14 protein-coding genes and 1 pseudogene are annotated in these 23431 nt (G+C 72.4%); 5 read left to right on the top strand and 10 right to left on the bottom strand.

Annotated elements, in window-relative coordinates:
* Position 1: 1 nt before the first annotated feature.
* From CYQ11_RS25035 to CYQ11_RS24995, 9 genes are all read right to left on the bottom strand, one after another.
* Positions 2 to 2257: an NHLP family bacteriocin export ABC transporter peptidase/permease/ATPase subunit gene (locus CYQ11_RS25035; RefSeq protein WP_099202584.1), complete on the bottom strand. Its 2256-nt coding sequence runs from the start codon at positions 2255 to 2257 to the stop codon at positions 2 to 4.
* A complete protein-coding gene (locus CYQ11_RS25030; protein ID WP_099202583.1) occupies positions 2254 to 3060 on the bottom strand; it encodes an HlyD family efflux transporter periplasmic adaptor subunit in 807 nt (268 codons plus the stop codon). The genes CYQ11_RS25035 and CYQ11_RS25030 overlap by 4 nt, the downstream gene beginning before the upstream one ends.
* 104 nt (positions 3061 to 3164) lie before the next feature.
* Positions 3165 to 3383 carry a hypothetical protein gene (locus CYQ11_RS25025; protein ID WP_099202875.1) on the bottom strand — a complete coding sequence of 73 codons (219 nt, stop codon included), beginning with the start codon at positions 3381 to 3383 and terminating at the stop codon, positions 3165 to 3167.
* Between the two features lie 450 nt (positions 3384 to 3833).
* On the bottom strand, positions 3834 to 6086 hold the full coding sequence (locus CYQ11_RS25020; protein ID WP_099202582.1) for a M20/M25/M40 family metallo-hydrolase: 2253 nt from the start codon (positions 6084 to 6086) through the stop codon (positions 3834 to 3836).
* On the bottom strand, positions 6083 to 7837 hold the full coding sequence (locus CYQ11_RS25015; protein WP_099202581.1) for a non-ribosomal peptide synthetase: 1755 nt from the start codon (positions 7835 to 7837) through the stop codon (positions 6083 to 6085). Before CYQ11_RS25015 ends, CYQ11_RS25020 begins: the two co-directional genes overlap by 4 nt.
* Positions 7834 to 11139 (bottom strand): non-ribosomal peptide synthetase, encoded by a 3306-nt coding sequence (locus CYQ11_RS25010; RefSeq protein WP_099202580.1) that lies wholly within the window; start codon positions 11137 to 11139, stop codon positions 7834 to 7836. Before CYQ11_RS25010 ends, CYQ11_RS25015 begins: the two co-directional genes overlap by 4 nt.
* Complete coding sequence (locus tag CYQ11_RS25005) at positions 11136 to 11951, bottom strand: class I SAM-dependent methyltransferase (RefSeq protein WP_099202579.1); 816 nt, start codon at positions 11949 to 11951, stop codon at positions 11136 to 11138. The genes CYQ11_RS25010 and CYQ11_RS25005 overlap by 4 nt, the downstream gene beginning before the upstream one ends.
* A 145-nt stretch (positions 11952 to 12096) precedes the next feature.
* The gene (locus CYQ11_RS25000; RefSeq protein WP_099202578.1) at positions 12097 to 13371 is read right to left on the bottom strand and encodes an MFS transporter; all 1275 of its coding nucleotides are present in this window, start codon (positions 13369 to 13371) and stop codon (positions 12097 to 12099) included.
* Complete coding sequence (locus CYQ11_RS24995; RefSeq protein ID WP_099202577.1) at positions 13368 to 13685, bottom strand: hypothetical protein; 318 nt, start codon at positions 13683 to 13685, stop codon at positions 13368 to 13370. The genes CYQ11_RS25000 and CYQ11_RS24995 overlap by 4 nt, the downstream gene beginning before the upstream one ends.
* Before the next feature lie 574 nt (positions 13686 to 14259).
* Between CYQ11_RS24995 and CYQ11_RS24990 the strand changes: the two genes are divergently transcribed.
* From CYQ11_RS24990 to CYQ11_RS24970, 5 genes and pseudogenes are all read left to right on the top strand, one after another.
* On the top strand, positions 14260 to 19092 hold the full coding sequence (locus CYQ11_RS24990; protein ID WP_240003695.1) for an RHS repeat-associated core domain-containing protein: 4833 nt from the start codon (positions 14260 to 14262) through the stop codon (positions 19090 to 19092).
* A gap of 59 nt (positions 19093 to 19151) precedes the next feature.
* Positions 19152 to 19523 (top strand): DUF6193 family natural product biosynthesis protein, encoded by a 372-nt coding sequence (locus tag CYQ11_RS24985; protein WP_099202576.1) that lies wholly within the window; start codon positions 19152 to 19154, stop codon positions 19521 to 19523.
* A 250-nt stretch (positions 19524 to 19773) separates the two neighbouring features.
* Positions 19774 to 20712 (top strand): annotated as a pseudogene (locus tag CYQ11_RS24980) (RHS repeat-associated core domain-containing protein); the annotation flags it as partial.
* Positions 20713 to 20769: 57 nt separating this feature from the next.
* Positions 20770 to 21159, top strand: coding sequence for a DUF6193 family natural product biosynthesis protein (locus CYQ11_RS24975; RefSeq protein ID WP_099202574.1), 390 nt, complete (start codon positions 20770 to 20772; stop codon positions 21157 to 21159).
* A gap of 120 nt (positions 21160 to 21279) precedes the next feature.
* Positions 21280 to 22332 carry a methyltransferase gene (locus CYQ11_RS24970; protein ID WP_099202573.1) on the top strand — a complete coding sequence of 351 codons (1053 nt, stop codon included), beginning with the start codon at positions 21280 to 21282 and terminating at the stop codon, positions 22330 to 22332.
* A 16-nt stretch (positions 22333 to 22348) separates the two neighbouring features.
* On the opposite strand, the gene CYQ11_RS24965 is transcribed toward CYQ11_RS24970, so the two are convergent.
* Positions 22349 to 23167 carry an MgtC/SapB family protein gene (locus tag CYQ11_RS24965; protein ID WP_099202572.1) on the bottom strand — a complete coding sequence of 273 codons (819 nt, stop codon included), beginning with the start codon at positions 23165 to 23167 and terminating at the stop codon, positions 22349 to 22351.
* Between the last annotated feature and the right edge of the window lie 264 nt (positions 23168 to 23431).

Genomic DNA, 23431 nt, shown 5'->3' with positions numbered 1-23431 from the left:
CTCAGTGCTCCTTGACCAGTTCGGCGTACGCGCCGGGCACGGCGAGCAGGTGCTCGTGCCGTCCGCGTTCGACGACCGTGCCGCGGTCGAGCACGACGATCTCGTCGCTGTCGCGCACGGTGCTCAGCCGGTGGGCGATGACCACGCAGGCGCAGCCGCGGCGGCGCAGGTTGTCGATGACGACCTGCTCGGTCGCCGCGTCCAGGGCGCTGGTCACCTCGTCGAGGACCATGACGCTGGGGCGGCGCACGAGCGCCCGGGCGATCTCCAGGCGCTGGCGCTGGCCGCCGGAGAAGTTGCGGCCGTCCTGCTCGACGCGGCTGTGGATGCCGCCGGGGCGCCGGGCCACCACGTCGTACACGGCCGCGTCCTCCAGGGCTGCGACGACGGCCTCGTCCGGGACGGAGGGGTCCCACAGGGCGATGTTGTCGCGGACGGTGCCCTCGAAGAGGAAGACGTCCTGGTCGACGAAGGAGACGGAGGCGGCCAGCGCGCCGCGCGGGATGTCCTCCAGGCGCATACCGTCGATGCGGATGGTGCCCTCCCAGGGGGCGTAGAGGCCGGATATCAGCCGGGAGACGGTGGACTTGCCGCTGCCGGAGCCGCCGACGAGGGCGACCTGCTGCCCGGGGCCGACGGAGAGGGAGAAGTCCTTCAGCAGCGGGGCGTCCAGCGGGCTGTAGCCGAAGGTGATGTTCTCCAGTTCGACGTGGCCGGTCAGGCGGCGGGTGCCGGCGGCGGGCTCGCGGCGCGCGTAGAGGGGGTCGACGGGGAAGTTCTCGACGTCCTTGAGGCGGGCGACGTCGGCGGCGAAGTCCTGGATCCGCCCGGCCACGCCGTTGAGGCGCGTGATGGGCGCGGTGAAGCTGGCCACCAGGGCCTGGAAGGCGACGAGCAGACCGACCGAGAGGTGGCCCTCCACCGCCCGCAGCCCGCCGATCATCAGGATCAGCGCGCTGTTGAGCGCGGCCAGGGTGGGCGCGACGACCGCGAGCCAGGCGCTGGGCACGCCGAGCCGCTGCTGGACGTCGAGCGTGACGGCGTGCTGGCCGGCCCAGCGGCGGAAGAAGCCGTTCTCGCCGCCGGTGGCCTTCATCGTCTCGATGAGCGTCAGGCCGCTGTAGGAGGTGTTGGTGAGCCGGGCGCTCTCGGCGCGCAGCTTCTGGGTGCCGGTGGCCCGCACATGGATCACGATCCGCATGGCGAACACGTTGAGCAGCGCGATGCCGATGCCGACGACCGTCAGCTGGGGGTCGTACGTCCACAGCAGCACCGCGTAGAGGACCACGACCACGGCGTCCACGCCGGCGGCGGCGAGGTCCCTGGCCAGGGTCTCGGCGACCGCGTCGTTGGACTGCAGGCGCTGGACCAGGTCGGCGGGGTTGCGCTGGGAGAAGAAGGTGACCGGCAGCCTGAGCAGGTGCCTCAGGAAACGGGCGCTGCCGAGGGTGGAGGAGATGATGCGCCCGCGCAGCAGGTTGGCCTGTTGCAGCGCGGTGAGCGTCGCGGTGAGCACCAGGGCGGTGGCCATCGACGCGAAGAGCACGCCCAGCAGGGACGTCCGGCCGCCGATCAGGAACATGTCGATGTACGTCCGGCTGAGCGCGGGCACCGCCGCGCCGACGGCCACCAGCAGGAGGCTGGAGAGCACGGCGGCGAGCATGGTGCCCGACGTGCCGCGCAGGCGGGCCGGCATCGCGCCCATGACGCCGGGCCGGCGGCCGGTGCGGCGGAAGTCCTCACCGGGTTCGAAGGTGAGCACGACGCCGGTGAAGCTGGTGTCGAAGTCCTCCATGGTGACGAACCGGCGGCCCTTGGCCGGGTCGTTGACGTACACGCCCCGGCGGCCGAAGCGGCGGCCCATGCCGTCGTAGACGACGTAGTGGTTGAACTCCCAGAAGAGGACGGCCGGCGGGCGCACGCCGGCGAGCGCGGCCAGGTCCATCTGCATGCCCTTGGCCGTCAGCCCGTAGCCGCGGGCGGCCTTGAGGAGGTTGCTGGCCCGGGATCCGTCGCGGGAGACGCCGCAGGCGATGCGCAGCTCCTCCAGGGGCACGAAGCGGCCGTAGTGGCCGAGCACCATGGCCAGCGCGGCGGCGCCGCACTCGACGGCCTCCATCTGCAGCACGCTGGGGGTGCGTACGGTCCGGGGCGTGCGGCCCCTGGTGGGGGGCGTGGAGCGGCGGCGGGCGCCGCCCTTGGGTTCGGGTCGGTGGCGCCGGCGTCCGGCGGGCGCGGGTGGCTGCGGGGCGGTCACGAGAGCAGCCAGTCGACGGGGTGCTGCGCGGAGAGGCGGACGGCCGCGGTGACGGGCGTCGTGGAGTCGAGGGCGTACGGGGGGCCGTCCGCGGAGGACCACCGGTAGCCGGACCGGGTGGTGGCGGAGGTCTCCAGCTCGACGAGCACCGCGACGGGGTCCTTCTGTCCGGCGAACCGCGCGGCGAGCCGGCTGTCGCCGAGGAAGCCGCTGATCTGCGCCTGGGTCTGGGGAGCGCGGCCGACCGCCTTGACGCGGCCGCGCAGGACACCGGACCGCTCGCGGGCGACGGACTGGACGTCCAGGTCGACCGGGGCGCCCACGGGGATCGCGCCGCTGTTCCCGGCGGGCACGTACAGCATGGCCACCAGCGGGTCGCCGGGGTTCTTCACGCGTTCCACGGTGGCCACGTCGGCGCCGGTGGTGAGGACCGAGCCCGTCCTGGCGGCCAGGGTCGTCACGCGTCCGCCGGCCACCACGCGCACGGCCCGGTCGCCCCGGTCGGTGCTGACCTGGAGGAGGGGTGCGCCGGGGGGCAGCAGCTGGCCCTCCTTGGCGAAGACGGCGGTGACCTGTCCCGCGTAGGGGCTCTGCAGCAGGTAGCCGCCCTCGGCGTGGATGAGGATGCCGGGCGCGGTCAGCTTGGAGGAGACGGATCCGGTGAACGCCCAGAAGCCCGCGGCGGCCATGACGAGGACCGTGACGGCCAGGACGAGCCGGCCTTGCGGGCGCGCGAAGCGTAGGGGCAGATCGAGTTCTTCAGGCGATTGCAGCTTGGAAAGCGCCTTTTGGCGGAACTGCACGAACTATTCCTTCGACTGCATTCGTGACACGGGTGCTGAATTACGCGGACGCCCGTGAACCCCGGAACAAAAGCGTTCCGGGGTTCATGGGCGGCGCATCCCGCTCAGAGGCCGGCGACACCGACGTGGACGCCGACGAGGCCCTCGACCGCGCCGACCGTCGGGCGGACGGCCTGGACGGTCTGGAGGTTGGTCACGGTGCCCAGCACGGTGTGAACGTCGCCGGTCACGCCGCCGAGCAGGCCGCCGGAGATGCTCACACCGCCGGAAACGGCGTCCAGCTCGGCGTCGGCGATCTCACGGGTCTCGATGTCGTTACGCATGATGTGCGCACCCTTCATGTCATGTGAATGTTTCTCAAGTTGATGTGGGCGGGCCGCGACGAAAACGGTCCGACCACTCCCCCGACGACCCGGTCGTAATCGACCACCGTTCGAAGAGCCGTCGCGGTGCGCAGATATAAGCATGCGAACGGGTGGCCCAGCCAACCGTCTTGGCGGCTCCGGGTTCACAAGACGGACTATCCGGAAGTTGGCTTTCCGGTTCCTTTACGCGATCATCACAACTTCTCCACAAGATCGAGTAACAGATACGGGCGCCCCTCGATCCCCGGGGAACATAGACGGACACAGGCCCATCAAGCGCACGGGACATAACCGGCAAATCGGGGAGCCGCCCGGCGGGTTACCCCCCGTCACCCGCGCCTTGTGAAGATTTATTGAAGCGATGCCGGAGGGCGTCCCCCTCCCGCCCGGCACCGGCCGGGCGGCCGGTCACGGGGCCGCCCGCAGCCTCCCCAGCAGCTGGTACACCGTCTCCGTGCCCTGCCGCAGGGCGGCCACGTCGATGTGCTCGTCGGTGCCGTGCATGCGCCGGAGCATGTCCCGGGTGACCGTGAAGGGATAGATGCCGTAGACGGGGACACCCCGCTCGCGGAACGGCACCGCGCTGGTGACCGCCTCGAACTGGCAGGCGGAGGCACGGATCCCCGGGTGGGTCTGCCGGACGGCTTCCTGCCAGGCGCGGAAGACGTCCGTGTCGGCGGTCGAGTCGGGTACGGACAGATAGCCGCGCAGCCGGTCGATCGCCTGCTCCTCCGTCTCGCCCGGGTTGCCCACCACGCGCAGGGTGGCACCGTCCCCGGCGAGCAGGCGCAGCTCGGCGACCGTGCGGCCGGGGTCGTCGCCGCCGGGCAGGAACGCCACGCGGAACTCGGCGGTGGCGGTGCCGGGGACGATGCTCGGGTAGTAGCCGGCGCTGGTGGCGGTGAAGGCGGCGGTGGTGCGCAGCATGGCGTTGTGGAGCTCGGGGGTGTCGCTCAGGCGCACCACCTCGTCGCCGGCCCGGTCGCGGACGGCCTCGGTGCGGGCGTCGAGCATGGCGCGGACGGCCGCGGCCAGGGCCGGGTCGGCGGTGGCGCGGGCGAGTTCGGTGAAGTACTGGCGCGAGAGGGCGTTGGGGCGGATGTGGGCGCGCCAGCCGCCCAGCCGCTCCAGCGCCTGGCCGAGGCGGGTGACCGCCTGGCCGGTGAAGGGCTTGGAGGTGTGGGTGGCGTAGGAGGCGGTCTCCAGCCGCAGCAGCAGGGAGCGTTTGTCGTTGCAGGTGAGCGCGGCGATCATCGGGGTCTTCCCGTCGCGCTGGCCCAGCACCCAGCCGCCCTCGGTGAGGACCACGCCCGGGTCGACCTTGTCCGGGTGCTCGGAGAGGAACCAGCGGACCCCGTGGGGGCCCTGCTCCTCGTCGCAGTCGGACCACAGGACGACGTCCCGGTCGAAGCGCGTCCCTTCCTTCACGTGGCGCAGCAGGGCCGCGACGAAGGCGGCGGTGACGCCCTTCATGTCGAGGGCGCCCCGGCCGTAGAGCATGCCGTCCTTGACGAGCCCGGCGAAGGGCTCGACAGTCCAGGTGTCGCCGGTGGCCGGGACGACGTCGCTGTGCCCCAGGAGCAGCAGGGGCTTCTTCCCTCCGGGGCGGGCGGCGGGGACGCGGGCGAGGAAGTGGACGTTGTCCTGCTTCGGGGTGGGCACGATCTCGGTGGCCACCCCGGCCGCCTCGAAGACGCCCTGGAGCAGGAGGGCGTGGGGGCGGGTGACCGCGCCGTCGCCGGGGTTGCTCGTGTTCTGCCGGATCATGGCGACGGCGAGCGCGAGGGGATCGGTGGGGTCGCCCTCGAAGGGGTGGGGGGCGGGGGCAGCCGCCCGGCCCCGGGCCGCCGTGGCGGTGCCCGGCGTCAGCACGGCGCCCGCGACCGCCGTGACGCCCGCGCCCAGGAGCGTCCGGCGGGAGGGGCCGCCGGCCGTGGGGACGTGCTCGTCCAGGCAGGCGGCGACGACCGCCCCGGGCGCCTCCTGGTGGACGTAGTGACCGCCCTCGACGGCGGTCACGACGCAGTCGAGGGTGGTCCAGGCGGCCCACTTCTCCACGGCCCGGCGCGGGACGTGCTCGTCGTCGGTGGCCCACACCGCCCGCAGCCGCACGGGCAGCGCGGGCGCGTGCCGGCCGTCGTAGCCGCCGGACAGGCGCAGGTCGGCGAGGACCGGGGGCAGCAGGACGTCCTCGAAGTCGGGGTCGGCCAGCAGCTCCGGGTCGGTCAGCCCGGTGCGCAGGACGAAGGCGCGGGCGTCGTCGGCCGTCAGCTCGCCGCCGTCGCCGTGGAAGTCGCCGGGTGTCTGCCCGGCCACCACGCACAGCCGTGCCACGGGCACGTCGGCGTCCAGCAGGCGGCGGCAGGTCTCGTAGGCCAGCAGCGCCCCCAGGCTGACGCCGACGAGCACCAGCCGCCGTCCCCGCGCGGCCGTGCGCAGGCCGGCCGCCACGGCGTCGGCGTACGCGGCCATGCCGGTGACCGGCTCCTCGTCCATCCGGCTCCCGCGGCCCGGCGGCGCGACGAGGGCGAGGGCCGTCCCGGCGGGGAGCGCGGCGCGCCAGCCCGCGAAGCTGGCGCCGTGGGCGCCGGTCGGGGGGAAGCAGACCACAAGGGTCCCGTCCTGCGCGTCGTCGTGGATTCTCAGCCATGGCGTGCTCATCCGCGCGCCTCCTTCCGGACCTCGTGGCACACGGCGGCGATGCCCCGGACGGTGGGGGCGCCCAGGATCCGGCGCAGCGGGACGCGCCGGCCGGCGGTCGCCTCCAGCCGGCCCGCGAGCCGTACGGCGAGGAGCGAATGGCCGCCGGCGTCGAAGAAGTTCTCGTCCGCGGTGGCGGGCGGCGCGCCGAGGAGTTCCCGCCACAGGGCGGCGACGGCCGCCTCGGTGGCGTCGGCGGGCGCGAAGTCGCTCCCCCGTCGGGCCCGGGTGCTCGCCACGACGTCGCGCAGGGCCGCGCGGTCGAGCTTGCCGTTGGTGCCGAGCGGCAGGCGGGGCACCTGCTCGACGCGGGCGGGCAGCATGTAGTCGGGCAGCCGGTCGCGCAGGTGGGCCCGCAGGGCGGGGACGTCGAGCTCCTCGCCGGCCGTCACGCAGGCCACGATGCGTGTCTCGCCCTCCTCCCGGTCGGCGTACGCCCCGGCGTCGGTGACGCCCGGCGCCTTGCGCAGGGTGGACTCGACCTCTTCCAGTTCCACCCGGTAGCCGCGGACCTTGACCTGGTTGTCGGTGCGTCCGGTGATCTCCAGGGCGCCGTCCGGCAGGAGGCGGCCGCGGTCGCCGGTGCGGTAGTGGCGGGTCCCGGAGGCGTCCGTGGTGAACCGGTCCCCGTCGTCGCCGCCCAGGTAGCCCAGGGCGAGGGGAGGTCCGCTGACCCACACCTCGCCCGGCGCGCCGGCGGGCAGGCGCCGGCCGAGCCGGTCGCGTACGGACAGCACCGCGCCGGCCACCGCCCGTCCGACGGGGACGCGTTCGGCGTCGTCCGGCAGCGCGGCCGTGTCGTAGGCGCCGACGTTGGAGGCGGTCTCGGTCATGCCGTACAGGTTCAGCAGCGTGGCCGCCGGCCAGACCTCGCGGAAGCGGCGGACGACGGACACGGGCAGGGCGTCGGCCCCGCTGGTGACCAGCACCGGCTGGTGGCCGCCGGCGAGGGCGGCGCTCTCCTCCAACAGTCCGGCGAGCAGCTGGGGCGTCACGTACAGGTGGGTGATCGCCTCCCGGGCGACGGCGGCGGCGAACAGCGCCGGGTCGAGCACCTCGTCGCTGCCGAGGACCACCGAGGGGACGCCCTGGAGCAGGCCGCCCAGCAGCTCCCAGGGGGAGGCGACCAAGGCCACGGACTTCTGGACGGCCAGGACCGCGCCCTCGGTGAAGGGGTGGTCCCGCCACATCCACTCCAGCCGGTTGCGGACCGAACGGCGGCTGATCCGCACGCCCTTGGGGTTTCCGGTGGTTCCGGAGGTGTAGACGATGTGGAAGAGGTCGTCCTCGTCCGGCTCCCGGGCGGGGCCGGGGTGTAGCGGTCCCTCGGTGAGGGGGACGAGGCGGACGCGGGGCACGTCGAGGGTGGGGAACCGGTCGAGACCCGGTTCGGCCAGGACGACGTGCGGCCCGGCCTCCTCGATCATGCGCCGCTGGCGCCGCACGGGGGTCGCCGGGTCCAGTCCCAGGTAGGCGGCGCCGGTCTTGAGGACGGCGAGCACTCCGGCGACAGCGGCGGGTCCGCGGTCGGCCGCCAGGGCGACGAGGGAGCCGGGTCCGGTGCCCTTGGCCGCGAGCCGGGCGGCCAGCCGCCCGGCCCACTCGTCCAGTTCGCGGTAGGTGAGGGAGGTGCCGGTGTGGCGCAGGGCGACGGCGTCGGGGTGGTCCGCCACCTGCCGGGCGAAGCGGTCCAGGAGGGTGGGTGCGGTCATGAGTGCTCGCCTCCAGGCAGCAGGTCGAGGGAACGGATGGTGGTGCCCGTGGCGCGTGCCGGGTCGGTGAGGGCGCGCAGGGCGGTCAGGGTGGAGGCCAGGACGTCCCGTGCCGCCTGTGCCTCCAGCAGTTCCCGCTGGTAGGCGTACTGGAGGAGCAACCGGTCGGTGCCGTGCGGCTGGACGTACAGCGCGCAGTCGTACTTGGTGTAGCCGGTGTCCAGTTCGACGAAGCGGAATCCGACGCCGGCCGCCGTGGTCTCGCGCGCCGGGTAGGGCAGCATGTTGAGCATCGTCTGGAAGACGGGCGTCGCGGCGGAGCTGCGGGTGGCCGCGGGCAGTCGCCGCAGCGTCCAGCCGAAGGGGTGGTCGGCGGCGGCGTAGGCGTCGTGGACGGTCTCGCGCACCTGCGCCGTGAACTCGGCCAGCGGGACGTCCGGGTCCATCCGCAGGCGCAGCGGCAGCATGGCCAGCGTGAAGGCCGGTACGTCCGCCGCCTCCGGTCGCTCGCGCCCGGCCATGGGCGCCCCCACGATCACCTCCTCCGCGTCGCCGTAGTAACCGAGCGCCAGCGCGTAGGCGGCCAGCAGCGGGACGAAGGCCGTGGCGGAGGCGGCCAGGGCGGTCTCGTTCAGGCGCCGCGTCAGGTCCGCGTCGAGGACCGCCTCGACGGTCGCGCCGTGGTAGCCGGGGGTGGCCGGCCGCTGCTTGCGGGCCAGTTCCAGCACGGGCAGCTCGCCGGCGAGCCGGCGGCTCCAGTAGCGTCCCGCCTCGGCGACCTCCTCGGTGTCCAGCAGCCGCCGTTGGTGCTCCAGGTAACGGTCGTAGCGGGTGGCCCGCTCGGGGTCGGGGCCCTGGGGGCGCGTCGCGTACAGCTCCGCGAGCCGCTGGAAGAGCACGGTGGCCCCCCAGCCGTCCAGGAGCAACTCGTGCATGGTGACCAGCAGCCGGTGCTGCCCGCCGGGCAGCTCGAACAGCTCCGCCCTGAGGGCGGGTTCGCACGTCAGGTCGAAGGGGCGGCCGGCTTCGGCCGCCGCGTGGCGGCGGTACTCCTCCGCGGTGGCCTTGCGGGCGTGCGACGGCAGGGGCACGTCCCAGTGGGGGTAGTGGTGGAGCACGTCGGCGCCGTCGTCGCCCTCGGCGCCCTCGGTGAACCGTGCGAGCAACTGCGGGTTCTCGCCGAGGAGGAGCTGCCAGGCGCGGGCCAGGCGCGGCGGGTCCAGCGGTCCGTCCAGCTCCAGTGAGCCCTGGTAGCTGTAGTACGGGCTGTCGGGGTCGAGCCGCCAGTGGAAGTAGACGCCGGCCTGCTGGGGGGTGAGGGGCCGGGTGCGGGGGCCGGGCGGGAGGGTTTGCCGCGCCGGGGTGCCGGCGGCGTCCGGCTCACGCCATCCGTGGGCGGCCAGCGCGGCCGGGCTGCCGTCGCGCAGCACGTCGCGCAGGCTCGCGGTCGAGCCGGCCCGGCGCAGCCGCGCCAGCAGCCGCATGGCCTGGAGCGAGTCGCCGCCCAGTTCCAGGAAGGAGTCGTCGCGGCCGACCGGGCCGGTGCCCAGGACGTCGGCGACCTCCTGGGCGACGCGGGTCTCGGCCTCGCCCCGGGGTGCCGCGAAGGGGCGGCTCCGGGGCCGCCGCCGGGGCGGGGGGTCGGGCAGGGCCCGGTGGTCCGTCTTGCCGTTCCTGGTGAGGGGCAGCCGCGGGAGGGTGACGACGGTGTGCGGCACCATCGCCGCGGGGAGCCGCTCGGCCACGTACGCGCGCAGGGCGTCCTCCGAGGCGGCCTCGCCCTCCGGGGAGGTGACGTAGGCGACGAGCCGGGGCGGCGGGGCGGCGTCGGCGGTGTGGGCGCTCTCGCGGGCCACGAGGGCGCCGTCCGGGGCGGGGGTGCGGACGGTGACCGCGCAGGCGGCCACCTGGGGGTGCGCGGCGAGGACCGCCTCGATCTCGGCGAGTTCCATGCGGACTCCGCCGATCTTCACCTGCCGGTCGATCCGGCCCGTGTACTCCAGCTGCTCGCCGGGCAGGACGCGCACGGCGTCGCCGGTGCGGTACAGCCGTCCGGCGCCGCCGGTGAAGGGGTCGGCGAAGAAGGCGCGGGCGGTGCGCTCCGGGTCGCCCAGGTAGCCGCGGCCCACGACGACTCCGCCGACGAACAGCTCGCCCGTCTCGCCGTGCGCGCACGCCTGCCAGCGGCCGTCCTCCTCCCGCAGGACGTACAGGACGGCGTTGCCGATCGGCCCGCCGATCGGCAGGTGCCGCACGTCGGGGTCCGGGCTGGTGAGCACGGCGTGGGTGACGTCGTCGGAGCATTCGGTGGGGCCGTAGGCGTTGAGCAGGGCCGTGCCGGGGAAGGTGGCGGTCCAGCGCCGGGCGAGGGCGGGGGGCAGTTCCTCACCGGTGGCGATCATCCAGCGCAGCGCGTCGGGCCGGGTTCCGTCGGCGTCGTGGGCGTCCAGCAGGAAGCGGATCAGGGTGGGCACGGTCTCCAGCACCGTGGTGCGCGACCGCAGTGCCGTGTGGAGGAGGGCCGCGCCCTCCTGGGCCTGCGCGTCGTCGTAGATCTGCACGCGGCCGCCGGGCAGCAGGGGCGCGAGCATCTGCCACACGGAGATGTCGAAGCTCAGCGGTGCGGTCTGGGCCAGCCGGTCGTCCTCGGTCAGGCCGAGGTCGTCGACCTTGGCCCACAGGTGGTTGAGCATGCCCCGGTGCTCGATGACGGCTCCCTTGGGGCGGCCCGTCGAGCCGGAGGTGTAGAGGACGTAGCGGATCTCGTCGGGTGCGGGCGGTGTCGTGCGGGTGTACGGATCGCCGGTGAGCGGCAGGGGGACGGCGGGGGTGCCGGCGGCCGTGGCGCCCTTGGTCAGGCTCTCGTGGTCCTCGGGTGGTCCAGTGGTGACGAGCAGGGCGGCGCCGCTGTCGGCGAGGACGGACCGGACGCGGTCGGCGGGCCAGGTGGTGTCGACCGGGAGGTAGACGGCGCCGAGCAGTTCGAGGGCGAGGAAGGCGGTGACGACGTCGGCGCCCCGGCGGCCGCCGACCGCGACGACGCGGCCGGCGCCGGCGCCGGCCGCGGCCAGCCCCGTGGCGGCGCGCCGCATGCGGTCGGCCAGGGCCGCGTAGGTGACGGTGTGGGGGCCGTCCTCGATGGCGACGCGGTCGGGGTGGGCGGCGGCGTGCCGTTGGACGTGGGCGTGGACGCCGTCCTGCGTCGGGTACGGCTCGCTGCGCGCGAGGGCGGCCATGAGGGCCTTCTCCCGGGCCCCTTCGGCCAGGGGCAGCGGCGGGTAGTGCGCGGGCAGGCCGGTCACCGGTCCCCCCTCGTCTCCACGACGGCCAGGAGGTATTCGACGGGCACTCCGGTGCCGCGCTCGTCGGTAGTGTGGAACTGCTCGGTCATCTCGACCAGCTCGGCCCGCAGTTCCTTCCAACGGGAGGGAGGCGCGATGGTGTTCTTGGCGGCGATGAACGGGCCGAAGCACGTGGCGAAGAAGGATATGAGGTCGTCCGCCGAGGGGAACGCGTAGAACAGTTCGCGGCGTTCGGCGGTGACGGCGCACCCCGGGCCGAACAGTTCGGTGAGGTAGTCGGGGTCGCCCCACAGCATCGGCTGTCCCTGGTGTCCGGCCGCCGAGGGGAAGTAGGAGGACAGGACGGCCTGGAAGTGGGCGGTCCAGCTGCGTGCCGTCCAGTTGCACATCCCGACGCGTCCGCCGGGGCACAGCACCCTGGCCATCTCGCCGGCGGCCGCGGTGTGGTCGGGGGCGAACTGCACCCCGTAGGTGGACGTCACCAGGTCGAAGGAGGCGTCGGGGAAGGGCAGCTCCTGGGCGTCGCCCCGGTGCAGGTCCACGGTGACGCCCGCCTGGTCGAAGCGGGTGCGGGCGTCGGGGAAGAACTCGTCGGTCAGGTCCAGCCCGTCCACGACGGCGCCGCGCAGAGCCGACAGCAGCGCGACGTTGCCGTTCCCGGTGGCGACGTCGAGGTGGCGGGTGCCGGGGCCCGGCGCGAGCCGCTCGACGAGGTCGGCGGCGCCCGGTCGCAGCAGGTCGGCGACGTGGCGGTACTCGCCGTACGACCACATCGTGCGGTTTATCTCCTGGATGTTCCGGTCGATCGTCATCGCGGCACCTCTACAGCGGGAGTCGGGAGCCGAGGCCGGCGGCCTCGGGGTGGGCGTGGATCCGGTCGGTGACGGCGACGTCGAGGGGAAACATCGGCTTGCCTCCTTGATGGGCGTCGGGTCGTCGGACGGGGAACGCCGGGCGTCAGTCGGCGGTGCGGGCCTTGGGGCGCGACGCGGGCGTGTCCGGCGCCGTGGCGGGGGCGGTGGGGATGCGGCGCAGCATCACGAACGGCACGAGGGCGCCCAGCAGCATGACGCCCGCGAACGCCATCCAGCCGGCGGTGCCGAGGGCGAGCACCACTCCGGTCATCAGGACGGGTCCGGCGACCCGGTTGGCGATGGTGCGGCTGGTGTTGAACAGCACCAGATAGGCGCTGCGCGCCTCCTGGGGGGCCAGGTCGAAGGACAGCGTCCACGACGCGCCCACTTGCAGGAGTTCGGCGAAGGTCAGCAGGACGACCGCGCCGCCCAGCACCACGAGGGCGCCCTGCCAGCCGAAGCGCGGCGCCGCGGCGAAGGCCAGGGCCCCGCCGCCGAGGAGCACCGCGGCGCCGGCGTAGGACAGCCAGGCGCGTCGCGTGGTGCGGTAGCAGCGGTTGAGGGGGTACTGGAGCGCGATGCACAGCACGGTGTTGACGGCGTAGAGCACTCCGACGTACCGCTCGGGCACGTCGGTGGCGGTGACGAGCCACAGGGGGAACGCCACGTTGAGCACCGGCATCCACAAGGAGACCAGCGCGTTGTACGCCGTGAACCCCAGCAGCCGCCGGTCCCCCAGGAGCTCGGCCACGGAGGTGCCCTCCGCGACCGCGCCGCCCTCCTCCCGGGGGGCGGTGGCGAACACGGCGGCGACGGCCAGATAGGCGACGGCGCCGCCGATCAGCAGGGGGCGGAAGGCGTCCGCGTCGCCGGCGCCCAGGGCCGCGCCGGCGATCAGGCCGCCCAGGCTGATGCCGAGGTTGACGACGGTGCGCTGGACGGCCATGACCCTGGCGCGCAGGTCCTCCGGCGTCCGGGCGCCGACGTAGGACTGCACCAGCGGCGGCGAGGACTGCTCGGTGACGGCGATCGCGGAGACGACGAGGAGGAAGCTCCACCACCCGTCCACCCACAGGTAACCGACGGTGGCCAGGGCGCGGAGCAGCATGACGCCGATCAGCAGGGGTTTGGGCCCGAGGCGCCCGGCCAGCCTGGCGAGCGGCACGGAGACCGCTATGGCCACGGCCCCGCCGATCGTCAGCCCGGTGCCGACGGACGCCGTGCTGAGGTGGGCGACCTTCACGAAGTAGATCGTCGAGACGGCGAGGAACAGTCCCGTCCCGGTCCACTCGATCAGGGTGGCGGTCTGTACGAGGGGCAGGAACTGCCGGTACTTCCCACCGGTCGCCGGCTGTGCGGGCGTCGTGCTCGTCTTCATGGGCTGCGGTGCTCCTGGTGCTGCCGGTTGGTGGGGTGCGGGCCCTCCGCGGGCGGCCGGGCCGCCGCCCGCGCGCCTCGCCTGCCGGTGCGCCGGCGCTCCGCCCGGCGTCCGTGGCGCGGGGTGTCGCGAGGGGGAGGACCGCCCCCGGCGGCCGGGCGGACCGGCACTCCCGGCTCCGCGCTCCCCCGCACGATGCCGGCGAGGAGCGCACGGTTGACGCAGCCCCGGGGCCGCGGGCCCGGGTGCGCGGCGGGGCCGCCGCGCCCGGCGACGGCCCCGGCGGCGCCCGGGATCGGCGCGACGAGCGACATGTTCCCCCCTCATGTGCCGCGTCGTCCTGCCGGACGCACCTTCCCGGCGCCCCGGCGCGGCCGGTCTCCGGCGGGCGGGGAAGCGGTGGGGCGCGACGGCCCGCCGACGGTGCGCGATGGCCATGACACCAGCTCAGGGCCGCAGTTCAGGCGATCAGCCCCGTCCGTACGATAGGCATGCGCCCTCGTGGGACGGCAACCGCTTTGCAGCCGGATTCCAGGTGGTTGGCCGGATTTCTGCCCCCTCGCGGACATGCCGCGGCCGACGGGCGCCGCCACCCCGATCTGCGGGCGAAGGCCGGGCGGTCGGCCCGGGAGAGCCCGCCGAGGGTGGGAAAGATGTCCTGTTTTCGCCCTACGGCGTCCGAAGGCCGGTCGGCGCGGCCGCCGCGAAGATACGCCAGTTCCAGCAGCGTCGGACTCCAGGGTGAGGCGACGGCTTCGGTCACGCGAGGCCCCGGCTCCCCTGGCGCAATCACCCCGGGGAACGGGGTTGTTCATGGCATTCCTCCCATTCGCCGCCTCGCACGACTGTCTGAAATAGTGATCATCCGTAACGGGGAGGAGCAGAGTCGTGAGTGTGGTGCTGCCCGATTGGGCCGACACGTTGCTGGATGTCATCGGTGTCGACTGGCCGAATGTCGACGAGGACGCGTACCGCGACATGGCGGACGCGCTGCGGGAGTTCGCGGACGACATCGATGACGACGCCCATGCGGCGAATCTGCATGTGCAGCGTCTGCTGTCCTCGGGCGAGGGCTGGGCGATGGAAGCCCTCAACGAGCACTGGGGGAAGGTCAAGGACAAACACCTCAAGGACCTGGCGTCCGCGGCACGGTTGATCGCGGGGGCGATGGACGCGGCCGCCGTGGCGGTGGCGACCATGAAGGCCGCGGCCATCGTCCAGCTGGGGTACCTGGCCGAGGAGGCCGGGATCGCGCTGTCCCTGATCCCCGTGACGGGGGGTCTGTCGGCACTGCTGGGCGCGGGGGCGATGCGCCTCACGCAGGAGGCCGTGCGACGGCTGATCAGGGATTGCATGAAGGAGGCCGTCGGGTACATCGTCTCGGCGCTGACCGAGCCCGCGGTGGCCGCGCTGGAGGGCATGGCGGCCGACCTGGTGGTGCAGCTGGGCGCCACGGCGCTGGGCCTGCAGAACGGTGTCGACGTCGGCCAGGCCAAGCAGGCGGGCAAGGACGGTTTCAAGGACGGCGTCGACAGCGCCAAGGGCCAGTTGCACCTGGCGTCGGCCGGCGGAGGAGGCGGGGGCGAGGGTTCGAAGGACAACTTCCGCATCGATCACGGTGAGCACAAGCTGGCGAGTTCGCAGCTGAACTCGGTCAGCACCTCGGTGCACGGCCGCACACGGAGCAAGCTGAGCAAGGCCAAGCGGCACCACGGCCGCACCCGCGGCAGGGACTCCATCGCGCAGGCCATCGACCCGGTGGCCGACAAGGCGATGACCGCGCTGGAGAAGGCCGTCAAGGAAGTCGGCGACCACCTGGGAACGCGGCTGCCCACGGCCGTCCGGCAGATATCCAAGGACCACAAGCGCACGGACGAGGGCATCCGCGACGGCTTCGACAAGGCCAAGAAGGCCGCCCGGGGCAAGGACGACGGCGTCAAGCCCGGTGGCAGGCCCTCCGACGGCAAGCCCGGATCCGGCCGTACCAAGCCCGACCCGCTCGACAAGGCCAAGGACGAACCGAGGCGCAACGCCATCTCGCTGGAGAAGACGGTCTGCAAGACCGACCCGGTCGACGTCGCCACCGGCGAGATGCTCCTGCCGCACACCGACCTGGTCCTGCCGGGGGTGCTGCCGCTCGTACTGCGGCGCACGCACCTGTCGCAGTACCGCTACGGCCGGTGGTTCGGCCGCAGCTGGGCCTCCACGCTGGACGAGCGCCTGGAGCTCGACCCCGTGGGCGGCGGGGCGGTCTGGGCCCGCGAGGACGGCTCCCTGTTGGTCTACCCCCGCCTCCCCCGCCCCGACGGCGACAGCGTCCTCCCCGTCGAAGGAGCGCGCCTGCCCCTCGTCCACGGCGGTCACGACGGCGCGGAGACGACCTACCACGTCACCGACCCCTCCACGGGGCTGACCCGCTCCTTCACCGGCAGCCCCTACAACACCTCCTCCGCCTACTGGCTCACCCTCATCGAGGACCGCCACGGCAACCGCGTCGAGTTCGGCCGCCACAGCGACGGCGCGCCCTTCGACGTCCTGCACAGCGGCGGCTACACCGTCCAGCTCTCGACCGACGACGAGCGCATAGCCGAGCTGGCGGTCAGGACCCCCGACGGCCCGGTCACCGTCATGACCTACGGCTACGACGACGAGGGCAACCTCGCCGCCGTCACCAACTCCTCGGGCCTGCCCCTGCGGTTCACCTACGACGACGACGCACGCATCACGTCCTGGACCGACCGCAACGACTCCACCTACCGCTACGTCTACGACACCGCCGGCCGCGTCGTGCGCACCGTCGGCCCCGACGGCTACCTCTCCTCCACCTTCACCTACGACACCGCGGCGCTCACCACCCACTACACCGACTCCACCGGCGCCACCACGGTCATCCAGCTCAACGACCGCCTCCAGGTCGTCGCCGAGACCGACCCCCTCGGCAACACCGTCCGCCAGACCTGGGACCGCCACGACCAGCTCCTCTCCCGGACCGACGCGCTCGGCCACACGACGAGCTGGTCCCTGGACGAGCGCGGCAACCCGCAGTCCGCCCACCTGCCGGACGGCAGCGTCAGCCGCCTCGTCCACAACGAACTGAACCAGCTCACCGAACTCACCGGACCGGACGGCTCGGTGTGGCGGCAGGAGTTCGACGAACGCGGCAACCGCGTCTCGGCGACCCTCCCCGACGGCAGCGTCACGCGCTACTCCTACGACCCGGCGGGACGGCTCACGGCCGTCACCGACGCACGCGGAGTCCTCAGCCGGATCCACTGCGACGCCGCCGGTCTGCCGGTCGCCGTCATGGGCCCGCTGGGCACGGTCACCCGCTACACCCGGGACGCCTTCGGCCGGCCCCTGAGCGTCACGGACCCGCTCGGCAACACCACGGAGTTCGAGTGGACCGTGGAGGGGAAGCTCGCCCGCCGCGTCGACCCGGACGGCGCCGAACAGCGGTGGACCTACGACGGCGAGGGCAACCGCCTGTCCCACGTGGACCCGCTCGGCAGGGAGTCACGCTTCGAGTACACCCACTTCGACCTGCTGGCCGCGCGCACGCTGCCGGACGGCACGCGGTACGAGTTCACCCACGACACCGAACTGCGTCTCGCGTCCGTCACCGGCCCGTCGGGCGCCCGCTGGACGTACCGGCACGACGCCGCGGGACGCGTCGTCTCCGAGACCGACTTCGACGGCCGCACCCTCACCTACACCCACGACGCGGCGGGCCGCCTGGCGACCCGCACCAACGGGGCAGGCGAGACGGTCCGCTACGAACGTGACGTCTTCGGCCGCGTCACCGCCAAGGACGCGGCGGGCGCGGTCACGCGGTTCGAGCACGACGGCATGGGCCGGCTGGTGCGGGCGCAGGGCCCCGACGCGGAGCTCTCCTGGCGGCTGGACGGCGCTGGACGCGTCCTCGCCGAGGTCTGCAACGGCCGGGTGCTCAGCCACGAGTACGACGACCACGGACGTCGCCTCCAGCGCACCACACCGGCCGGAGCCGTCAGCACCTGGCACTACCCTTCGGACGGCAGGCGCGCGGAACTCCACATCGCCGGCCGGAGGCTGACCTTCGAATACGACGAGGCGGGTCGTGAGATCGTCCGGCGCGTCGGGGACGGCCTGCAGATCCAGCAGCAGTGGGACACTCTGGGCCGTCTCGTCAACCAGACAGTCACTGGAGCCGAAGACCTCGCGGTCCAGCACCGCGCCTACACCTACGGCGCCGACGGCATCCTGACGTCCGTCGAGGACCGGTTGGCGGGCTCCCGCAGCTTCGACCTCGACCTGACCGGGCGCGTCACCACCGTCCGCTCGGGGGACTGGACGGAGCGGTACGCCTACGACGAGACGGGCAACCAGTCTGAGGCCACCTGGCCGGCCGGCCACCCGGGCCAGGACGCCACCGGCCCTCGTACATACCAGGGCGACCGCATCACCCGGGCAGGCAGCATCCGGTACGAGCACGACGCGCAGGGACGCATCGTCCTCCGGCAGAAGAAGCGCCTGTCCCGACGTGCGGAGACCTGGCGGTACACCTGGGACGCACAAGACCGCCTGACCTCTGTCGTCACCCCCGACGGAGTGGTCTGGCACTACCGCTACGACCCGCTCGGCCGACGCATCGCCAAACAGCGCCTGGCCGAGGACGGCCGCGTGGTCGAACAGGTGGACTTCACCTGGGACGGGGACATTCTCTGTGAACAGACCACCCACGGTTCCGACGGTCAGGTGGCCTCAACCCTCACCTGGGACTACGACGGCCTGACACCGGTCTCCCAGACGGAGCGCAGGTCGGCGGCCGACGCCCCGCAGCATGAGGTCGACCAGCGGTTCTTCGCGATCGTGACCGATCTCGTCGGCACGCCCCGCGAGCTCGTCGACGAGAACGGCGAGGTCGCGTGGCACACCCGCAGCACCCTCTGGGGCCTCACCACCTGGAACCGCACGGCTACGGCGTACACGCCGTTGCGCTTCCCCGGCCAGTACTTCGACCCCGAGTCGGGGCTGCACTACAACCGCTTCCGGTACTACGACCCGCAGACGGCGCGCTACCTCTCGCCGGACCCGCTGGGCCTCGTACCGGCCGCGAACCCGCTGGCGTACGTCCACAACCCGACGATGTGGATCGACCCGCTGGGCCTGGCGGGATGCCCGCACCGCAAGACGGGCGAGCCGCACGACGTCGTCCTCGGCGTCAATCCGCCGTCCGACAACCTGGCCAGACACCTGCGGGAAAGGCCCGACGACCCGATTCCGGGGGCGCACACGTACAACGGCAAGCCCTATGACGACGTCGAGGCGAGCGGCCCCGTCTGGATGACCAACGTCATGGCCGCCGTCGGTGACGAGAACACCACGCTCCACGTCACGTTGGACGGCATGCCGAACCGCAATGGGGAGGTGGGCAACTGGAACACTCCGGAGGCCATCGCCGAGGCCTTCCAGGTGGCTGTCAGGCGAGGCGAGCCCTTCGGCGTGTCGCACGAATCGGACTACGCGCCCCCTGGAAACGGAACGGCCTGGGAGATGAGCGTGATCGCAAGAAATGTGAGAATCCACAACGACGACCCCGATCTTGGCGGGCGGTCCTGGGACTCCATTCGCTGGTATTCCAACAATCAGCACATTCCGAACGTGCCCCAGCCGAACATTCCCGAACTCGAACCCGGCTACCAGCCCGAGCCGCCGCCCAGCCACCGGCGTCGCAGGCGGTAACCTTTCCTGCCCTTTCTCAGCGGCCCGATCTCCGCACAGCCATTCGATAGGATCTCCATATGTCAGCACAAGACGGCAAGTCGGCGGCCGCCGAGACGGTCGCTCTCGCGTGGCAGCGCGTACTCTCCCTGGAAGAGGATCTGCTCGCCCCGGAAATAGCGCGGGCCGCTTATGCCGAGCCGCGCCTCCGCGAGCTCTTCCCCTTGGTCAGCCATGGCGCCCTCACTCTGAGCCGCTGCACTCGATCGCCCTGGTCGAACGACGTCCCCACCCTTTACCGACGCGCCGGGGGCGGTTACGTCGTCATCCGCTACGGCGAGGGCAGGCTGGGCGAGCCGGACACGGTGGAGGAAGCCGTCGCCCTCATCGTCGCCAACCTCCCCGCCGGCTGCGGGGCCGCCGTCGACGGGACAGCCGACGACCTCGACTGACCCGCGTCCTCTTACCCATCAAGGGACTTGAAAGCACCCATCGCCGTTGCACCGCCCGCCACACGCAACTTAGCCTTACCTAACTTCCGTGTGACGAAAGGATCCGGCATGGACCTGAAGGCGGAGCCCGCAGGCGACGGCTGGCGGAGCCGGGTGGTGATCATGCAGTTGGTGTGGGGTCACATGACCTCCAGCATCCTGAGCACCACCACCCGGCTCGGCATCATGGATCACCTAGGCGACGGCGAGCGCACAGACCGAGCGCAGGAGCACGGCCGACGGCACCCGGGAGGGTACGGCGGACCAGCGCTTCTTCACGATCGTCACGGACCTCGTGGGCGCTCCCCGGGAACTCCTCGACGAGAACGGCGACGTCGCCTGGCGCACCCGCACCACGCTGTGGGGCCTGACCACGTGGAACCGCACCGCCACCGCGTACACACCGCTGCGCTTCCCGGGTCAGTACTTCGACCCCGAAACGGGACTGCACTACAACCGTTTCCGCCACTACGACCCAGAGACGGCCCGCTACCTGTCGGTCGACCCCCTGGGTCTCCTCCCCGCCGCGAACGCCAGGACGTACGTCCACAACCCGGTCATGTGGATCGACCCGCTGGGCCTGGCGGGTTGCCCCCACCGGGAGAACAACGACCAGACCCACAGCGTCGTGCTGGGCGCCAACCCTCCTTCCGACAACCTGGCCAGACATCTACGGGAGAACGGTGACCCCGGCGCCCACACGTACAACGGCGATGACTACGCGGGAGACGTCAACGGATCCCCCGTCTGGATGACCAACGTCATGGCCGCTGTGGGAGACCGGAACACCAGGCTGTCCGTCACGCTGGACGACATGGCGAACGCCGCCGGAGAACGTGGGAATTGGAATACGCCTGAATCCATCGCCGAGGCCTTCCAGGTCGCGGTTCAGCGAGGTGAACCGTTTGGCGTCGGGCCTGGTCAGCCCCGGCCGCCGACAGGTTACGGAACGGCCTGGGAAATGAGCGTGATCGCAAGGAATGTCAGGGTTTACAACGCCGACCCCGATCTGGGCGGGCGCTCGTGGGACTCCATCGAGTGGTACTCGAACAACCAGCGCGTCCACGTGCCGCAGCCGGATATCCCCGAACTCCAGCCCGGCTACCGTCCCGACCAGCAGAACGAGCATCATCGAAGGCACCGGCGGTGAGCTCCCACGGATGTTGGACGGCCCCCGCAGTACAGCACGACTCGATAGGATTCCCCTATGTCCGATAACAATTCCACACATGAAGCCGTCGAAATCGTTGCCGCCGCGTGGCAGCGCGTACTGGCCATGGACGAGAATTTGGTCGACCCGAAGAAGACACGTCTCACTTATTCCTATCCGGAACTCCGTGTCCTCTACCCGCTCGTCAGCCACGGCATGCTGCAACTGAGCCGCTGCACTGATTTCCCGTGGACCGCCGACGTGCCGGTGATCTACCGGCGCGTCGAAGGAGGCTACGTCGTCCGGCGCCTGGACCGACCAAACGGCGCCGATGACGCAATCGTGGGCTACACGGACACCCTGGAGGACGCAGTGGCCCTCGTCGCCGCCAACCTCCCTCCCGGCTGCGGCCCCGCCATCCAAGGAACCCCCGACGACCTCGACTGACGCCCGCCCGGGGCCGTATCCCCTTACCCGTCAGGAGACTTGAAAGCACCCATCGCCGTTGCACCGCCCGCCACACGCAACTTAGCCTTACCTAACTTCCGTGTGACGAAAGGATCCGGCATGGACCTGAAGGCGGAGCCCGCAGGCGACGGCTGGCGGAGCCGGGTGGTGATCATGCAGTTGGTGTGGGGTCACATGACCTCCAGCATCCTGAGCACCACCACCCGGCTCGGCATCATGGATCACCTAGGCGACGGCGAGCGCACAGCGGACGAGGTGGCGTCCCTGTCCGGCACGCAGACGGAGGCCACCCTGCGGCTGCTGCGGGCCCAGGCCGCGCTCGGGCTGCTGGAGGAGCCGCGGCCCGGGGTGTTCCGGCTGACCTCCGCCGGGGCACTCCTGCGGTCCGGCCGGGACGACAGTCTGGCCTCACTGGTCAGGCTGCTCAGCGACCCCCTGATGACGAAGCCGTGGGACCACCTCGACGCCTGCTTGCGGACCGGCCTGCCCGCGTTCGACGACGTCTACGGGGACGACTTCTTCACCTACCTGAAGAAACACCCGGACATCTCGGCCGTCTTCAACGCGGCGATGAGCGAGGGCACCCGCACGGCCGCCGAAGCGGTCGCCGGGCTCTACGACTTCAACCGCTTCCGCACCATCGTGGACGTCGGCGGGGGCGACGGCACACTGCTGTCGTACGTCCTGCGGGCGCACCCCGCCCCGCGCGGAATCCTCTACGACACCGCCGAAGGCCTGGCCCAGGCCCCGGCCAGGCTGGCGGCCGAGGGGCTCACGGACCGCTGCGCCCTGGAGACCGGCGACTTCTTCACCGGGGCGCCTGCCGGCGGGGACCTGTATCTGCTCAAGAGCATCATCCACGACTGGAACGACGCGCAGTGCGCCCAGATCCTGCGCGGCGTCCGCGCCGTCGTCCCCGCCGACGGCCGCGTGCTGATCGTGGAGCCCGTGCTCCCGGAGCGGGTGGATCCGGCGGGCGCGCAGACCAGTCACTACCTCAGCGACCTCAACATGCTGGTCAACGTGGGCGGTCGGGAGCGGACCCGGCAGGACTTCGAGGAGCTGTGCGCGGGCGCCGGCTTCGCGGTCGACTCCGTCACGTCCATGCCGGCTCCCAACCCCTTCTCCCTCATCGAGGTGGCTCCCGTCTGAGGACGGACTGGAACCCTCACCGTCCGGTGAAGAGGTTCCGTACGCGACGCCGGGCGCGGCGGCCCCGGCCGTAGCCGCTGTCCGGGCCGCCGTCGGCGTCGTCGTCATCGTCGTCGTCCGGACCCTGCAGGACGGTCCAGCTGACGGCGGAGACGGCGGGTTCCAGGGACAGTCTGCTGACGGCTTCCTCCAGCAGGCTGTCGTCGCGCCGTTCCGTGGTCAGTTCGGCGGAAACGGTCACCTTGCCGGCGGTCTCGGCGTCGCGGCTGTGCACCGACCGCAACCGGAAGCCGGGGCGGGCGACCGCCTGGACGACGAGGGTACGCACGTGGGCCTCCTCGGGCTCGGTGCACACCACTTCGAAGTGGTAGTCGGTGGAGACCTCCGCGCCGCCGTGCGGCCCCCGGTCCAGGCCGCGGGCCAGCGGCCGCAGCAGGGTGTTGGCGGCGACCACCCCGACGGTCCCGAGCGCCGCCAGCACGTACAGTCCCGTACCGGCCAGGGCGCCGACGGCTGCCGAACACCACAGTGTGGCTGCCGTGTTGAGGCCCCGGACGCTCAGTCCGTCGCGCATGATGACGCCCGCGCCCAGGAAGCCGATGCCGGAGACGATCTGCGCGGCGACGCGGGAGCCGTCGTAGCCGCTGGTGCTGGTCGCGCTGCTGAAGCCGTAGGTCGACAGGAGCACGAAGAGGGCAGATCCGGCGGCGACGAGCGCGTTCGTGCGCAGTCCCGCCATCCGGGCCCGCCACTGGCGCTCCAGCCCGATGATCGCGCCGAAGCCCAGCCCGGCACCGATGTTCGCCGCCAGAGCCCATTCGTTGACGAAGGCCATGGTCCGCCTTCCTCCGTTCCTTGTCGTCGATCTCCTATCGGCCGGTCGCCGCCGGGTGTTGAACCGGCGCCGGACGCCGTGTGGGCAGCGCGAAGCACCCCGGAACCACGGCTTCAGGCGAGGGAGGCGGGGCGGCGCCTGCGGGAAGGGGGAAGGGGCGTCACGCGCGACGGCGACCGGTGCGGACGGGCGTACCCGCGCCCGGCACGGCACGGCGGACGGCCGGCGGGGCCGTTCGCGTGGTCAGCGGGCCGGGAGGCGGCG

This window comes from Streptomyces cinnamoneus (assembly GCF_002939475.1).
GTDB lineage: Bacteria > Actinomycetota > Actinomycetes > Streptomycetales > Streptomycetaceae > Streptomyces > Streptomyces cinnamoneus_A.
Note: the sequence above shows the minus strand (reverse complement) of the source record. Positions and strands in the feature narration are given on the sequence as shown.

Coding starts and splice junctions, on each gene's coding strand:
- CYQ11_RS25025 (WP_099202875.1), bottom strand. CDS start 3,383: ATGCGTAACGACATCGAGACCCGTGAGATCGCCGACGCCGAGCTGGAC.
- CYQ11_RS25020 (WP_099202582.1), bottom strand. CDS start 6,086: ATGAGCACGCCATGGCTGAGAATCCACGACGACGCGCAGGACGGGACC.
- CYQ11_RS25015 (WP_099202581.1), bottom strand. CDS start 7,837: ATGACCGCACCCACCCTCCTGGACCGCTTCGCCCGGCAGGTGGCGGAC.
- CYQ11_RS25005 (WP_099202579.1), bottom strand. CDS start 11,951: ATGACGATCGACCGGAACATCCAGGAGATAAACCGCACGATGTGGTCG.
- CYQ11_RS25000 (WP_099202578.1), bottom strand. CDS start 13,371: ATGAAGACGAGCACGACGCCCGCACAGCCGGCGACCGGTGGGAAGTAC.
- CYQ11_RS24995 (WP_099202577.1), bottom strand. CDS start 13,685: ATGTCGCTCGTCGCGCCGATCCCGGGCGCCGCCGGGGCCGTCGCCGGG.
- CYQ11_RS24985 (WP_099202576.1), top strand. CDS start 19,152: ATGTCAGCACAAGACGGCAAGTCGGCGGCCGCCGAGACGGTCGCTCTC.
- CYQ11_RS24975 (WP_099202574.1), top strand. CDS start 20,770: ATGTCCGATAACAATTCCACACATGAAGCCGTCGAAATCGTTGCCGCC.
- CYQ11_RS24970 (WP_099202573.1), top strand. CDS start 21,280: ATGGACCTGAAGGCGGAGCCCGCAGGCGACGGCTGGCGGAGCCGGGTG.
- CYQ11_RS24965 (WP_099202572.1), bottom strand. CDS start 23,167: ATGGCCTTCGTCAACGAATGGGCTCTGGCGGCGAACATCGGTGCCGGG.